Origin of the sequence: Roseococcus pinisoli (assembly GCF_018413645.1) — a bacterium.
Taxonomy (GTDB): Bacteria; Pseudomonadota; Alphaproteobacteria; order Acetobacterales; family Acetobacteraceae; genus Roseococcus; species Roseococcus pinisoli.
Genome location: NZ_JAHCDA010000005.1, coordinates 149,390 through 162,800, shown reverse-complemented (window position 1 = coordinate 162,800; position 13,411 = coordinate 149,390). Strand labels below are relative to the sequence as shown.

Below are 13,411 nucleotides of genomic sequence, written 5' to 3'. Positions count from 1 at the left end.
ACGGCGAGGCGCGGCAGTTTGCGGCGCTTCCTGGGTAGAAAGGTAATGGCTGAGATGACGATTGAGACAGGTTCCCGGGAAGACGCGCTCGCCCGGGCCGCCGCGATGTTCGACGAGGGCAAGCTGAAGGCCCGCCTGTCGGACTTCGTCGCGATTCCCTCGACCTCGCAGGAGCCGGGCCACGCCCCCTACCTGACGCAATATCTCGAAGAGGCCATCAAGCCTTGGGCCGAACGCCTGGGCTTCACCTCGGTGACGATTCACCCCAATCCGCGGGAGGGTTTCGGCCCCATCCTGACCGCCGAGCGGACCGAGGATCCGGAGCGGCCGACGGCGCTTCTCTATGGCCATGGCGACACGGTGCGCGGTCTGGACGATCAATGGAGCGAGGGGCTGAAGCCCTGGGAGCTCACCGAGCGCGACGGCAAGTGGTACGGGCGCGGCACGGCGGACAATAAGGGCCAGCACGTCATCAACCTGATGGCGCTGGAGGCTGTCCTGGCCGCGCGCGGCGGCAAGCTCGGCGCCAACGTGAAGCTGGTGCTGGAGACGGCCGAGGAACGCGGCAGCCTAGGCCTGCGGGATTTCGTGGCCCAGAACGCGAAGCTGCTGGCTTCCGACGTGCTGATCGCCAGCGACGGCCCGCGCGTGATGCCCGAGGTCCCGACCATCGCCACCGGCACGCGCGGCACGTTCCATTTCGACCTGGAGGTGAAGCTGCGCGACGGCGGCGTGCATTCCGGCCATTGGGGTGGCCTGACGACCGACCCGGCCGTCATCCTCGCCCATGCCATCGGCACCATGATGGATCGCAACGGCAAGATCCTGGTGCGCGACTGGCTGCCCCGGAACGGTGTTCCCGCTGATGTCCGCGGCGTATTGTCCGGCTGCGAGGTCGGCGGCGGCGGCGAGGCGGCGACGATCGATGCCGACTGGGGCGAGCCGGGCCTTACGGCGGCGGAGAAGATCTACGGCTGGAACAGCCTCATCATCCTCGCCATGGTCAGCGGCCGCCCGGAGAATCCGGTGAATGCGGTCGCGCCGGATGCCCGCGCGCATTGCCAGATCCGCTACACGGTCGACAGCGACACCGCCGGCTTCGAGCCTGCCCTGCGCAAGCACCTCGATGCCCATGGCCTCGAGAACGTCGCGATCGCCAATGCCTTCGTCCGCATGCCGGCCTCGCGGACCTCGCCCTCCCATCCCTGGGTCATCTGGGCGCGGGAGAGCATGGAGAAGTCCCTGGGCAAGCATGTGCAGGTGATCCCGAACTCCTCGGGCGGCCTGCCGGGCGACGTCTTCGTGGACCATCTGGACGTGCCGCTGATCTGGGTGCCGCACAGCTACAACGGCTGCAAGCAGCATGGGCCGGACGAGCACCTTCTGCCGGGGCCGGCGCGGGAAGGGCTGATCGCCTTCGCCGGGATGTACTGGGACCTGGGCGAGAAGAAGTAGGGCGGGGCTCAGCCTCGAACCCGCCGGGGATCGCGTCGATCCCCGGCCCCTGACGGGAATTCAGATCAGGCGGGCCTCGCGCAGAGCGGCGCGAAGGGCAGGGGGCAGGCCCTCGATGCCGGGCGCGGTGCTGTGGTCCGCAAGGTCGGGCGGGGCGGCATCGGGCTCCAGGTAGCGCCAGCCCTGGAACGCCTTCATCGCCCGGGCCGCGACCGGCACCAGCAGCGGGTCCAGCACGATGCCCACGCAGGCCGAGCCGTCCTCCATCGTGTCGTCGATGAGGTCCACGATCCGCTGGCGGGCCTGGATGAAGCCGGCGATGACCCAATAGATACTGCCGCCGTCCAGCAGATCGTCGCGCCGCTTGGGGCGGTTGCGCGTGCGGTGCCGCAGCGGCGGATGCGTCAGCGCGCGCTCCGCCTGCCAGGCCTGCAAGCCGGCGACGTCCTTCGAGCCGACCGAGAGCTTGATGAGATGAAGCATGAAGGAATGAATGGTCGCCCGATCGGAGTCGGGCAAGGCCACGGGCGGGGCGATCTGTGGGGGCGATCCAGAATCCGGCTGGCGCCGCCTAACCGGCCTTTACGGCCGGCGCATCAGAGGGCGGAGAAGCCCAGGCAGCGGAGCCGCCGCCCGGCGTCTGAGGGCAAAGCAACGCCCCGCAGGGCGTTAGCCCTGCCTCGTCACCATCAGCGTCTTGATCTTGCCGATGGCTTCCGCGGGGTTCAGACCCTTGGGGCAGGTCCGCGTGCAGTTCATGATCGTGTGGCAGCGGTACAGTCGGAAGGGATCTTCCAGGTCGTCCAGTCGCTCGCCGGTCGCCTCGTCGCGGCTGTCCGCGATCCAGCGATAGGCCGCCAGCAGGATGGCCGGACCCAGATAGCGGTCGCCGTTCCACCAGTAGCTCGGGCAGGAGGTCGAGCAGCAGAAGCACAGGATGCACTCCCACATGCCGTCGAGCTTGGCGCGCTCCTCCTTCGACTGGCGGCGCTCCTCATCCGGCGGCGGCGGCGTCTCGGCCTTCAGCCAGGGCTCGATCGAGCGGTACTGCGCGTAGACCTGGCTGAGATCGGGCACCAGGTCCTTCACCACCGGCATGTGCGGCAGCGGCGAGATGCGGACGTCGCCCTTCACCTCGTCGATGGGCTTCAGGCAGGCCAGGGTGTTCAGCCCGTCGATGTTCATCGCGCAGGAGCCGCAGATGCCCTCGCGGCACGAACGCCGGAAGGTCAGCGTCGTGTCGACCTCGTTCTTGATCTTGATGAGCGCGTCCAGGACCATCGGGCCGCACTTGTCGAGATCGAGCTCGTAGTTGTCCGTCCGCGGATTGGCGTCGTCGTCCGGATCCCAGCGGTAGATCTTGAAGGTCTTGACGTTCTTCGAGCCGGGCTCGGCCTTGTGGGTCTTGCCGGCGGTGATCGTCGAGTTCTTCGGGAGCGCGAATTTGGCCATGATCAGTACACCCGCGGCTTGGGCGGAAACACCTGAACCTCGTTGGTCAGCGTCCGCATCTTCACGTCGCGATAGTCGAGCTTGACCTCGCGCTTGTCGTTCACCCAGGCGAGCGTGTGCTTCATCCAGTTCACGTCGTCGCGATCCGGGTAGTCTTCCTGGGCATGGGCGCCGCGGCTTTCCTTGCGCGCCTCCGCACCGACGATGGTCGTCAGCGCGTTGTCCATCAGGTTGTCGAGTTCCAGCGCCTCGACGAGGTCGCTGTTCCAGATCAGCGAACGGTCGGCCACGCGGATGTCCTGGTAGCCGGCGGCCACCTTCTCCATCTTGGCGACGCCTTCCTTCAGCAGTTCGGAGGTGCGGAAGACGGCGGCGTGGGTCTGCATCGTGCGCTGCATGTCGAGGCGCAGCTCGGCGACGCTGGTGCCGCCCTTGGCGTTGCGGACGCGATCGAGGCGATCCAGCGCGTTCTCGCCGGCCTTGGGCGGCAGCGGAGGCTGGCTCGCGCCGGGCTTGATCGTGTCGGCGGCGCGCAGCGCGGCGGCGCGGCCGAAGACCACGAGGTCGAGCAGGGAGTTGGTGCCGAGGCGGTTGGCGCCGTGCACCGACACGCAGGCGGCCTCGCCGACGGCCATCAGCCCGGGAACGACCGCATCCTGGTCCTGCGCGGTGGGGCGCAGCACCTCGGTGTGGATGTTCGTCGGGATGCCGCCCATGTTGTAATGGACGGTCGGGAGCATCGGGATCGGCTCCTTCGTCACGTCCACGCCGGCGAAGATCTTCGCCGTCTCGGAGATGCCGGGCAGGCGCTCATGCAGCAGCTCGGCGCCCAGGTGCTCCAGGTGCAGGTAGATGTGGTCCTTGTGCGGGCCGACGCCGCGGCCCTCGCGGATCTCCATCGACATGGCGCGCGAGACGACGTCGCGCGAGGCGAGGTCCTTCGCGGTCGGCGCGTAGCGCTCCATGAAGCGCTCGCCCTCGGAATTGGTGAGGTAGCCGCCTTCGCCGCGCGCGCCCTCGGTCACGAGGCAGCCGGAACCGTAGATGCCGGTCGGGTGGAACTGCACGAACTCGTTGTCCTGCAGCGGCAGGCCGGCGCGCAGGATCATGCCGCCGCCATCGCCCGTGCAGGTATGCGCGGAGGTGCAGGAGAAGTAGGCGCGGCCGTAGCCGCCCGTCGCCATCACGACCGTCTGGGCGCGGAAGCGGTGGATCGTGCCGTCCTCGAGGTTCCAGGCCGTGACGCCGCGGCACACGCCCTCATCGTCCATGATGAGGTCGAGGGCGATGTATTCGACGAAGAACTCGCAATTGTGCTTGAGCGACTGCTGGTAGAGCGTGTGCAGGATCGCATGGCCCGTGCGGTCGGCCGCGGCGCAGGCGCGCATGGCCGGCGTCTTGCCGTAATGCTGCATGTGGCCGCCGAAGGGGCGCTGGTAGATGCGGCCGTCCTCGGTGCGGGAGAAGGGCACGCCGTAGTGCTCGAGCTCGATGATCGCGGGCACGGCCTCACGGCACATGTACTCGATGGCATCCTGGTCGCCGAGCCAGTCCGACCCCTTCACGGTGTCGTACATGTGCCAGCGCCAGTCGTCCTCGCCCATGTTGCCGAGCGAGGCGCCGACGCCGCCCTGCGCGGCCACGGTGTGGGAGCGGGTGGGGAACACCTTGGTGATGCAGGCGGTCTTGAGCCCGGCCGCGCCCATGCCGAAGGTGGCGCGCAGACCTGCGCCGCCCGCGCCGACCACGACGACATCGTAGGTGTGATCCACGACGCGATAGGCGCCGAAGGAGGGCTTGCTGATGGCGTTCATCGACCCGATCCGCTCTCTGGCGCGGCGGAACCGGCCCCGCGCCTCAAATGACCCACCGGAACATGCCGGCCTCAGGAACGGCGGCGCGTGGCCGCCGCGGAAACAGCGCGGCTAGATCGCGAAGGCGATGCGCAGGACCGCGAAAGTGCAGGCCAGCGCAAGGAGCGCGCAGCCGCCCTTGACGAGGAGCAGCGCCACGATGCGCTGGGCCTCGTTGCGAACATAGTCCTCGATGACGATCTGCAAGCCCGCCGCCATGTGATGGAAGGTCAGCGCGATGAGCGAGATCATCAGCACGGCGTTCACCGGCTTGCCGATCCAGAGCAGCGTCTCGAGATAGCCGGCGCCGGCCAGCCCGATCATGCTGATCACGAACCAGATCGTCAGCGGCAGGAGCGCGATGGAGGTGACGCGCTGCATCCACCAGTGATGCGTGCCGGACTTCGCGGAGCCGAGGCCACGAACCCGTCCGAGCGGGGTGCGCATCGCGCGGGGGGAGGTTTCGGTGGCCATGATGCTCAGCCCCAGAAAGCGATGGCGAAGAGCCAGGTCAGCACCGTCAGCACGATGGTGCCGATCAGGACCGCGCGGCCCGTCTTGTAGACGGTCGGGATATCGAAGCCGTAGCCGGCGTCCCAGACGAGGTGCCGGAGGCCGGCGAGGGTGTGGTACCAGGCGGCCAGGGTAAGGCCGAAGAGGACCAGGATCCCGAGGAAGGAGGACATGAACCACTGCACGCGGGCGAAGGCGACGTCGCTGGTGGCCGCAGCCATGAGCCACCAGGCCAGGAGCAGCGTACCCGCGGCCCAGGCGCAGCCTGCCATTCGATGCGCGATCGAGGTGAAGCTCGTCATCTGCATCATGTCGTAGGCCTGCAGATGCGGGGAGAGCGGGCGGTGGACGATCTTGCCGTCGGTGCGACGGCCGATCATGCCAGCATCGCGCGGGTCACTCATGCGCTCAGCGCCTTCATCTCAAACGAACTCCAGCCATGGCTGATTTGCCGGGCTTTTCTAGGCGTCCCTTCGAGGCGACGTCAATCCGACCCCGGGGCGCGGAAGTGCTTCTGCTCATTGCGAATAATTCGCAAGTGGGCATGCTCACGACGTCTTGCAAGGAGGGTGTCTCGCAGCTGCGAAGTTCCACATTGACCCGGGGCCTCCGGGAAGTGACTGTGCGGCCCTCATCAGAACCGGTATCCCGCCGGCAGGAAAGCCTCTTGCGCGCGCATCGTCTCCTTTTGATCGCGGGTTGTGCGGTGGGCCTCGCGCTGCTGCCGGCGCTGGCCGGCGCACAATCCTCCACCTCTCCTGCTCCTCCTCCGACCGTCGCCGACGAACGCGAGCCGATCCGCCTGCTGGTCGGCATGCCGCCCGGAAGCGGCGTGGATGAGATCTCGCGCGTGCTCGCCCAGGGGCTGAGCGAGCGCCTTTTCCGGCCCGTGCGGGTCGAGAATCGGACCGGTGCGCGCGGCAACGTCGCGGGCGAGGAGCTCGCGCGCTCCATTCCGGACGGGAACACGCTCGGCGTCGTGACCGCGACGACGATGTTGCTGAACCGGCACCTGTCCCGCCATCTCGGCTATGACCCACAAGCAGACCTGACCCCCATAAGCCGCTTCGCGAGCTTACCTTTCCTGGTGCTGACGGGGCCGGGCTCGGACGACCGGACGGTCGGTGACCTCATCGAGAATTTGAAAGCAAGACCAGGGACTTGCGGCACGCCAGGGGCGGGTTCCGCGCAGCATCTGGCGCTCGAGCTTCTCATGAGATCAGCGGGGGCGCGTTGCGATTTTGTGCATTTTCGCGGGATTGCAGGTGCACTTCCTGAATTGCTCAACGGGAGTGTCCAGGTCTATGTGGAGGCTGCTGTCATCGGATTGCCACTGGTGCGGGAAGGACGGGTCAGACTTCTGGCTGTGACTTCGCGCGCCCGGTCGGCCCTTCTGCCCGAGACCCCGACAGTGGCGGAGACCGTCGCCGGCTACGAAGCCGAGACCTGGCTCGCGCTGATGGGGCCGCGCGGATTGGCCAGTACCGTCCTGAGCAAGCTGGAGGCGGCAGCCATCGCAGTGGCGCGTGACGCTGCAGTGGTCAACCGATTGCGGGCACTGTCGGCCGAACCCATCGGGGGGACGCGGATTGAGCTCGCGACCACCATCCGCGCGCAGGATTCCATATGGGGGCCGGTGGCTAGAGCCGCCGGAGTGACCGCTGATTGACGCTGCCATCCAAGCCACCATTCCCCGCAAGCTCGGCTTCAAGCCCGGCATGGTGTGCTCCGTTCTCGAACCGCCGGCCGGCCTGAAGCACGGCCTGCCGGCCACCTCGGCTTCCGAGCCGGAGCTCATCCTCGCTTTCGCCTCCGACCGTGCGTCGCTGGGCCGTGTCGCTGCGCGCGCCCTCGACCTCTACGGCGTCGGCGGGCGGCTGTGGTTCGCGTATCCGAAGAAGAACGGGCCAGTGCGCTCGGATCTGGATCGCGACCATGGCTGGGAGCCGTTGACCCAGGCCGGGCTGCTGCCGGTCACTCAGGTTGCGCTGGACGCCACCTGGTCGGCCCTCCGCTTCCGCCTGCGCGAGGAGATTCCGACGCTCGCGCGCAAGGCCTGAACCGCTTTTCAAGGCATCAGGCGAAACGGGGCCCTCGGGCCCCGTTTTGCGTTTCAGGACCTTTTCGCCCGGTCCGAGCGGCTAGCGGCTGGCCTGCAGCCCGTTGGGCTGCACGGTGAGGACGGGGGTCGCGCAGACGTCCAGGCCCGCCATCTCGACCGCGCGGCCATTCACGAAGACCACGCGCACGGCATTGAGGCCCGGCCGGGCGACGACGTCGCGCGCGGCCCCGCTGGACAAGGTGCCGGGCGAGAGCTGGTCCCGCCCCCAGTCGGCGGGCCCGGCCGCGCTGACATAGAGCTGCTCCACCGCGACGGGCGAGGCGTTGCGCAGCTGGATCCGGCCGTCGCAGCCTCCCAGGGAGCCAGGAGGCGGTGCGACACAGGCGGCGAGGAGCAGGGGCAGGAGCAGAAGGGCGCGCATGCCCCTGTCTAATCCCAGTCCGGATCGATGGGCGAGGGGGGCGTGCCGCCCGCCGCGATGTCCTCGCCGGCGGCCAGCAACAGGTCCTCCCGATAGCGGCCGCCGACGAGCTGCACGCCCACGGGCGCCTTGCCCACCAGGCCGGTCGAGACCGTCAGGCCCGGCAGCCCCATGAGCGGCAGGCCGACCTGGACCAGCTGCGCCTCGATGATGGCCGAGAAGGCCTCCGCACCGCGCTGGTCGGCGTGGTTGGGGAAGGGGAGCTCACCCGAGACCGGCAGCAGGACCACCGGATAGCGCTCGAAGAACAGCATCCAGTCGCGAAGGAAGCCGAGCCGCCGCGTCAGCGTGTCCTGCAATTCGGCGATGTCCGGCGGGGTCGTGAGCGCCGCCATGTGGCGATAGACCGCGAGCGAGGCCGCCTCGCCCTCGCGCTCGGCCATCTCCAGGCCGCCGCGGGGCAGGTTGGCCAGCCAGAGCCGGGCCTGCAGCCGGGCGGGTTCGCGCAGGGGCGGCACCTCGTCCACCTCCTCGACTTCCCACCCGGCGCTGTGGAGCCGCGCCGCGGCGTCACGCAGGGCTGCGACGACGGGCGGCGCGACCTTCATCCCCTCCGGCGCGACGCAGAGCGCCACGCGCCTCGGCGCCGGCGGACCCTCCAGCGGGGCCGGCACCCACCAGGGGTCGCGCACATCGCCGACGCTCATCGCTGCCAGGGCCAGCCTCAGATCGGGGATCGAGCGCGCCAGTGGGCCGCTCACGGCCATGAGCTGCGGGCCGATGTCGCGGTCGGGCAGGCTCGGATTCCAGGCCGGGATGCGCCCCAGCGTCGGCCGCAGCCCATGGATGCCGCAGGCATAGGCCGGGTAGCGGACGGAGCCGCCGATATCTGTGCCATGGCCGATGGCGCCGATCCCGGCAGCCGTGGCCGAGCTCGCCCCGCCCGAGGAACCGCCGGGCGTCAGCCCCTTGTCGCGCGGGTTGAAGGTCTCGCCATGCACGTCGTTGGAGGTGAACCAGCGCAGCGAGAAGGCGGGCGTATTGGTGCGCCCGATGATGATGGCCCCGGCATTCCTGAGATTGGCCACAACCGGGCTGTCCTCGGTCGCGCGATGGGAGGCCTGGAGCTTGAGGCCGTTGGTGGTCGCGAAGCCCTTCTGGTCGATATTCACCTTCACGGTGACGGGCACGCCGGCCAGCAGCCCGCCGGGCTCTCCGGCCGCGAGGGCGCGGTCCACGGCATCGGCCGCGGCGAGCGCCTCCTCGGGCATGGTCTGCACCACCGCGTTGAGGCGGGGGTTCACGGCGTCGAGCCGGGCGAGGGCCGAGAGCGTGGCCTCCCGGGCCGAGACCTCGCGGCTTCGCACGCGTTGCGCCAGTTCCGTCGCATCCAGCCGCCAGAGATCGGGCATTGCACGCTCCTTCTTGGAAATTGAATCCTTCTCCGTCGGAAGGTTTCTGGTCAACCGGTCGCGCTCATGTATCCTGGCCGGGGGAATGTGAGGGGCGAGCGGTATGGAAGCAGGCGCGACAATGCGGGTCGACGCCCAGCCGGATCGTCGCCGGCTGGTGATGCGCTTCGCCATCAGCACGACCGGCCGGGCCTTCCTCGATGCCATGCAGGGCTGGCTGGACCAGCATCCGGAAGCCGTGGGCTACGACTGGCTCTACGATATGCGCATCTATCACGGCACCGTAAGCCACGACGACATCACGCAATTCGCGCGGCTTTACGCGACCATCGCCGATGAGCGTGATGCGGGGCGCTACGCGATCTTCGTGTCGTCCGATGCGGCCATGCCGCTCTGGATCAGGGCCTGCGCGCTGCATTTCCCGCGCCGGATCCTGACGGTGGTGCGCAGCATGGCCGAGGCGGAGAAGCTGCTGCGGCGGGAGCCGGACTGAGGCCGGCCCCGGGCAGGTGGTCATGAAAGGGCGAGGCTGAGCCTCAGCCCGGGAGTTCCAGCACGTTCTTGCTGATGATGTTGCGCTGGATCTCGTTCGTGCCGCCGTAGATCGTGGTCGGCCGCGCCTGGATGTAGAGCGCGCCGGGATTGAGGTTCCGGTTGCCCTCCATCGGCCCGAACAGCCCGGCATTCTCGCCGGCCACTTCCAGCATGGTCTCGGTGATGCGCTGGAAGAGCTCGGACTGGATGACCTTGAGCTGCGAGACGTCGGCGCCCAGCGGGCGGCCCTGCTTCAGCACCTCGACATAGCGGCCGTAGAGGGCCTTGAGGTCCTCCAGGTCGCAGCGATGGCGCGCATAGCGCTCCTGGAAGCTCGCCTCGTCGGCCACGCCCATGCGCTCGGCGAGCTGCTTCAGGCGCGTCAGCGCATAGGCGCTCTGGCGCGGCGAGCCGAGGTAGATGCGCTCGAAGGAGAGCAGGGCCTTGGCCATGTCCCAGCCCTTGTTGAGCTGGCCCACCAGGTTGGCCTTGGGCACCTTCACATTGTCGAAGAAGACCTCGCAGAACTCGTCATGCATCTCGAGGTTGATGATGGGGCGCACGGTGATGCCCGGCGTGTTCATGTCCACCAGCAGGAAGGAGATGCCCTCCTGCTTCTTCGCCGCCTTGTCGGTGCGGACGAGCAGGAAGATCCAGTTCGCGTCCTGCGCCAGCGTCGTCCAGATCTTCTGGCCGTTCACGACGTAATGGTCGCCGGCATCGACGGCCTCGGTGCGGAGCGAGGCGAGGTCGGAGCCCGAATTCGGCTCGGAATAGCCCTGGCACCAGATGTGCTCGCCGCTCAGGATCTTGGGCAGGTAGTGCTGCTTCTGCTCCTCGGTGCCGTAGCGGATGACCAACGGGCCCAGCATGATGATGCCGTGGTCGTTGCAGCGGGCGCAGCCGTGACGCTCCAGCTCCTCGGTGAAGATGATCTGCTTGGCGGGCAGCAGGCCAAGGCCGCCATATTCGCGCGGCCAGCCGGGCGCGAGCCAGCCCTTCTCGGCCAGCTTGAAGTACCAGACCTTGTTCTCCTCCCAATGGAGGCGCTTCTCGGGATTGCGGATCTCGGCTGGGTAATTGGCCTCGATCCAGGCGCGGATATGCGCGCGGAAGGCGTCGTCCGGAAGGGCGTTGAGGTCCTGCGGCTCGCGGCCGGTGATGGCATTCATGCTCTGGCTCCGTTTCCGGGACGGCGCTGCTCGACGGCGGCGCCTCTGTTGCCGGCATTCTGGAGCAACTGCGACGGCGCAGCTAGAGCAGGCTGCCGAAAGCGAGCCAGACGCCCAACAGGGCGAGCGAGGCGAGGAACCAGAAGCGGAAGACCGGCGGCGCCATCCGCGTGCGCAGGTGCTGGCCGAGCTGCATCCCGAGCATCGCCGGCACCAGCGCGAGCAGGGAGGTCAGGACCATCGGCGAGGAGAAGCCGCCGTTCAGCCCGAGACCGAGGCCCAGCGCCACGGTCGAGACGGTGAAGGAAAGGCCCAGCGCCTGCACGAGCTCGTCCTTCTCGAGCCCGATTGCCTGGAGATAGGGCACGGCGGGAACGACGAAGACGCCGGTCGCCCCCGTCACCAGCCCCGTGGCCACGCCGATGACCGGGCCGAGCCAGCCCTCCACGTCCCGCGGCACCCGGAGGCGCGGCGCCCAGAGCGCCACGGCCGCATAGAGCAGCAGCACGACGCCGAGCCCTGCCACCGCCGCCTTGCTGCCCGCGGTGAGCGAGCCCGCGCCCAGCACGGTACCCAAACAGGCGCCGCCCAGCATCGGCCAGAGCCGCCGCAGGAGCGGGCGCAGATGCGGCCCCACCACCATCTGCCAGAGGTTGGTGGCGAAGGAGGGGGCGAGCAGCAGCGTCGCGGCCTGGGCGGGGGCCACCATCAGCGTCAGCAGGCCCATGGAGAGGGTGGGTAGGCCAAGGCCGACCACGCCCTTTGCGATCCCGGCCAGGACGAATATGACGGCGACGGCGGCCAGCAGCGCGGGATCATTCGGCATGGCGCAGCTCCCGCGTCAGCCAGGTCGTGACTAAGGGGACGGAAAGGTCCCAGAAATCCGGATGCGGCGTGGCCGGCAGGCGCCCCGGCCCATCCGGGCGCGGCAGAAGGACGGGCCCCTCGGCGCCATGCGGCGGGCGGTCCCAGGCATAGCCGGCGCCGGGAATCTCGGTGCGGGCCCCGCCCAGCCGCTGGCAGTCCTCCGGCCGGTTCGCGGCATCGGCATCACCATGGACGATCAGGCGGGGCGCTTCCGGCAGCGGGCCCAGGCCGGCGCAGCCCGGATAGAGGGCCACCCGCGCCACATCGCCTGATACCTGGAGCGCCGCGCGGCCGCCCGCGCCGAAGCCGAGCAGCGCGATCCGCCCCTCCACCACGCGCGGATCACGCTCCAGCTCCTGCAGCACCAGTGCGGCCGCGTCGGTCAGTGACAGCTGCGCGGTCTCCGCGACGGCTTCCAGATCCACCTCCAGCACCATCAGCCCGGCCGCGTTCAGCGCATCGACATAGGGATCGGCGCGGCGGTCGGGGCCCAGCGTGTCGGGCAGGACCAGCACGGCGGCCGCGCGCTCCTCGGCCGGCGCATGGGGCAGGGACAGCACGCCGATGATGGCGGGATGATCGTGCGGCGGGAAGCGCTCCGACCCTTCGGCGCGCGGGGCGCCCATCGACAGCGCGGCCAGGACGGCCGCTGCCAGGATGTGTTTCATGCAGCTTCCTCCCAGGAATTGCGGTGACGCGGACCTTGCTGATCGCGCAGGCCGCGCACAATCTGGCTTTCCGGAAGCCTGCCTTCGGCTGGGGCAGAGGCAGGAGGGCTGCATGCGTTTCGACCTGACCGACCTGCGCCTGTTCCTCGCGACAGTGGAGGCCGGAAGCATCACGCGCGGCGCCGACCGCTCGGCCCTGGCGCTCGCCTCCGCCAGCGCGCGCATCCGCGGCATGGAGGAGACGCTGGGCACGCCGCTGCTGCTGCGCGGGCGGCGCGGCGTCTCGCCCTCTCCGGCGGGCAGGGTGCTGGCGCGGCATGCGAAGGCCGTGATCGACCAGCTTGAGCGCATGAGCGGCGAGCTGGACGACTATGCAAGCGGGCTGCGCGGGCATGTCCGCCTGCTGTCGAACACCTCCGCCCTCAGCGAGATCCTGCCCGAGCTCCTGGCGCCCTGGCTCGCCGAGCACCCCAACGTGGATGTCGAGCTGGAGGAGCGACCGAGCCCCTCCATCGTCGAAGCCGTGGCCAGCGGCCAGGCGGATGCCGGCGTCATCGCCGACTGGGCACCGGCGGCGGGGTTGGAGGTGCTGCCCTTCCGCGTGGACCGGCTGGTGCTGGTGACGCCGCGGGGCCATCCGCTGGCCGCTAAGCGCGCGGTGGCCTTCGCGGAGGCCTTCGGCTTCGATTTCGTCGGGCAGCCGGAGGATGCGGCCCTCCAGGAACACCTGTCCCGTCACGTGGCTGCCGCGCGCCGGAAGCTGCGGCTGCGCATGCGGGTGCGAAGCTTCGAGGCGATCTGCCGGCTCGTGGGGGCGGGGGTGGGCATTGGCGTGGTGCCACGCACCGCGGCGGAACGGGCGCGCCGCGTCTCGCAGATCCGGATCGTGCCGCTGACTGATGCCTGGGCAGAACGGCGGCTCGGTATCTGCGTGCGCAGCCTGGCGGGATTGCCGCCGCATGCAAGGCGGCTCGTGGAGCATCTGGCGTCCAGTACGTGATG

At 69.2% G+C, this 13,411-nt stretch carries 15 protein-coding genes; 5 read left to right on the top strand and 10 right to left on the bottom strand.

Going from position 1 to position 13,411, the window contains the following annotated elements:
- The first annotated feature begins 54 nt into the window (after window positions 1–54).
- Window positions 55–1,455, top strand: coding sequence for a M20/M25/M40 family metallo-hydrolase (locus KHU32_RS21545; protein ID WP_213672237.1), 1,401 nt, complete (start codon window positions 55–57; stop codon window positions 1,453–1,455).
- 60 nt (window positions 1,456–1,515) lie between these two features.
- Here the strand turns inward: KHU32_RS21545 and KHU32_RS21540 are convergent, their stop codons facing one another.
- The 5 genes from KHU32_RS21540 to sdhC form a co-directional block, all read right to left on the bottom strand.
- A complete protein-coding gene (locus KHU32_RS21540; protein ID WP_213672236.1) occupies window positions 1,516–1,938 on the bottom strand; it encodes a DUF1489 family protein in 423 nt (140 codons plus the stop codon).
- 186 nt (window positions 1,939–2,124) lie between these two features.
- Window positions 2,125–2,907: a succinate dehydrogenase iron-sulfur subunit gene (locus KHU32_RS21535; RefSeq protein ID WP_213672235.1), complete on the bottom strand. Its 783-nt coding sequence runs from the start codon at window positions 2,905–2,907 to the stop codon at window positions 2,125–2,127.
- A gap of 2 nt (window positions 2,908–2,909) precedes the next feature.
- Window positions 2,910–4,721 carry a succinate dehydrogenase flavoprotein subunit gene (gene sdhA / locus KHU32_RS21530; protein ID WP_213672234.1) on the bottom strand — a complete coding sequence of 604 codons (1,812 nt, stop codon included), beginning with the start codon at window positions 4,719–4,721 and terminating at the stop codon, window positions 2,910–2,912.
- Between the two features lie 111 nt (window positions 4,722–4,832).
- Window positions 4,833–5,234 carry a succinate dehydrogenase, hydrophobic membrane anchor protein gene (sdhD, locus tag KHU32_RS21525; protein ID WP_213672233.1) on the bottom strand — a complete coding sequence of 134 codons (402 nt, stop codon included), beginning with the start codon at window positions 5,232–5,234 and terminating at the stop codon, window positions 4,833–4,835.
- Window positions 5,235–5,239: 5 nt separating this feature from the next.
- Window positions 5,240–5,677, bottom strand: coding sequence for a succinate dehydrogenase, cytochrome b556 subunit (sdhC, locus tag KHU32_RS21520; protein ID WP_213672232.1), 438 nt, complete (start codon window positions 5,675–5,677; stop codon window positions 5,240–5,242).
- 263 nt (window positions 5,678–5,940) lie between these two features.
- Between sdhC and KHU32_RS21515 the strand changes: the two genes are divergently transcribed.
- The gene (locus KHU32_RS21515) at window positions 5,941–6,942 is read left to right on the top strand and encodes a Bug family tripartite tricarboxylate transporter substrate binding protein (RefSeq protein WP_213672231.1); all 1,002 of its coding nucleotides are present in this window, start codon (window positions 5,941–5,943) and stop codon (window positions 6,940–6,942) included.
- 49 nt (window positions 6,943–6,991) lie between these two features.
- A complete protein-coding gene (locus tag KHU32_RS21510; protein ID WP_213672230.1) occupies window positions 6,992–7,333 on the top strand; it encodes a hypothetical protein in 342 nt (113 codons plus the stop codon).
- Between the two features lie 81 nt (window positions 7,334–7,414).
- Here the strand turns inward: KHU32_RS21510 and KHU32_RS21505 are convergent, their stop codons facing one another.
- Both KHU32_RS21505 and KHU32_RS21500 read right to left on the bottom strand, forming a co-directional pair.
- Window positions 7,415–7,756: a hypothetical protein gene (locus KHU32_RS21505; RefSeq protein ID WP_213672229.1), complete on the bottom strand. Its 342-nt coding sequence runs from the start codon at window positions 7,754–7,756 to the stop codon at window positions 7,415–7,417.
- Between the two features lie 8 nt (window positions 7,757–7,764).
- Window positions 7,765–9,168, bottom strand: coding sequence for an amidase family protein (locus KHU32_RS21500; protein WP_213672228.1), 1,404 nt, complete (start codon window positions 9,166–9,168; stop codon window positions 7,765–7,767).
- A gap of 121 nt (window positions 9,169–9,289) precedes the next feature.
- On the opposite strand from KHU32_RS21500, the gene KHU32_RS21495 reads away from it, so the two are divergent.
- On the top strand, window positions 9,290–9,661 hold the full coding sequence (locus KHU32_RS21495) for a hypothetical protein (RefSeq protein ID WP_213672227.1): 372 nt from the start codon (window positions 9,290–9,292) through the stop codon (window positions 9,659–9,661).
- A 43-nt stretch (window positions 9,662–9,704) separates the two neighbouring features.
- On the opposite strand, the gene KHU32_RS21490 is transcribed toward KHU32_RS21495, so the two are convergent.
- From KHU32_RS21490 to KHU32_RS21480, 3 genes are all read right to left on the bottom strand, one after another.
- On the bottom strand, window positions 9,705–10,874 hold the full coding sequence (locus tag KHU32_RS21490) for an acyl-CoA dehydrogenase family protein (protein WP_213672226.1): 1,170 nt from the start codon (window positions 10,872–10,874) through the stop codon (window positions 9,705–9,707).
- Between the two features lie 82 nt (window positions 10,875–10,956).
- Entirely contained in the window at window positions 10,957–11,700 is a 744-nt protein-coding gene (locus KHU32_RS21485) for a sulfite exporter TauE/SafE family protein (RefSeq protein ID WP_213672225.1), read from the bottom strand.
- Complete coding sequence (locus KHU32_RS21480; RefSeq protein ID WP_213672224.1) at window positions 11,690–12,409, bottom strand: dienelactone hydrolase family protein; 720 nt, start codon at window positions 12,407–12,409, stop codon at window positions 11,690–11,692. Before KHU32_RS21480 ends, KHU32_RS21485 begins: the two co-directional genes overlap by 11 nt.
- Window positions 12,410–12,521: 112 nt before the next feature.
- Here KHU32_RS21480 and KHU32_RS21475 point away from each other — a divergent pair, with 112 nt between their 5' ends.
- Window positions 12,522–13,409, top strand: a complete 888-nt coding sequence (locus KHU32_RS21475) for a LysR substrate-binding domain-containing protein (protein WP_213672223.1) — start codon at window positions 12,522–12,524, stop codon at window positions 13,407–13,409.
- Window positions 13,410–13,411: the final 2 nt, after the last annotated feature.

What these genes read in the sequence shown, in the direction of transcription:
- KHU32_RS21535 (WP_213672235.1), bottom strand. Translation starts at nt 2,907, where the DNA reads ATGGCCAAATTCGCGCTCCCGAAGAACTCGACGATCACCGCCGGCAAG.
- sdhD (WP_213672233.1), bottom strand. Translation starts at nt 5,234, where the DNA reads ATGGCCACCGAAACCTCCCCCCGCGCGATGCGCACCCCGCTCGGACGG.
- KHU32_RS21475 (WP_213672223.1), top strand. Translation starts at nt 12,522, where the DNA reads ATGCGTTTCGACCTGACCGACCTGCGCCTGTTCCTCGCGACAGTGGAG.
- KHU32_RS21495 (WP_213672227.1), top strand. Translation starts at nt 9,290, where the DNA reads ATGCGGGTCGACGCCCAGCCGGATCGTCGCCGGCTGGTGATGCGCTTC.
- KHU32_RS21480 (WP_213672224.1), bottom strand. Translation starts at nt 12,409, where the DNA reads ATGAAACACATCCTGGCAGCGGCCGTCCTGGCCGCGCTGTCGATGGGC.
- sdhC (WP_213672232.1), bottom strand. Translation starts at nt 5,677, where the DNA reads ATGAGTGACCCGCGCGATGCTGGCATGATCGGCCGTCGCACCGACGGC.
- KHU32_RS21540 (WP_213672236.1), bottom strand. Translation starts at nt 1,938, where the DNA reads ATGCTTCATCTCATCAAGCTCTCGGTCGGCTCGAAGGACGTCGCCGGC.
- KHU32_RS21485 (WP_213672225.1), bottom strand. Translation starts at nt 11,700, where the DNA reads ATGCCGAATGATCCCGCGCTGCTGGCCGCCGTCGCCGTCATATTCGTC.
- KHU32_RS21510 (WP_213672230.1), top strand. Translation starts at nt 6,992, where the DNA reads ATGGTGTGCTCCGTTCTCGAACCGCCGGCCGGCCTGAAGCACGGCCTG.
- KHU32_RS21500 (WP_213672228.1), bottom strand. Translation starts at nt 9,168, where the DNA reads ATGCCCGATCTCTGGCGGCTGGATGCGACGGAACTGGCGCAACGCGTG.
- KHU32_RS21490 (WP_213672226.1), bottom strand. Translation starts at nt 10,874, where the DNA reads ATGAATGCCATCACCGGCCGCGAGCCGCAGGACCTCAACGCCCTTCCG.
- KHU32_RS21545 (WP_213672237.1), top strand. Translation starts at nt 55, where the DNA reads ATGACGATTGAGACAGGTTCCCGGGAAGACGCGCTCGCCCGGGCCGCC.
- KHU32_RS21505 (WP_213672229.1), bottom strand. Translation starts at nt 7,756, where the DNA reads ATGCGCGCCCTTCTGCTCCTGCCCCTGCTCCTCGCCGCCTGTGTCGCA.
- sdhA (WP_213672234.1), bottom strand. Translation starts at nt 4,721, where the DNA reads ATGAACGCCATCAGCAAGCCCTCCTTCGGCGCCTATCGCGTCGTGGAT.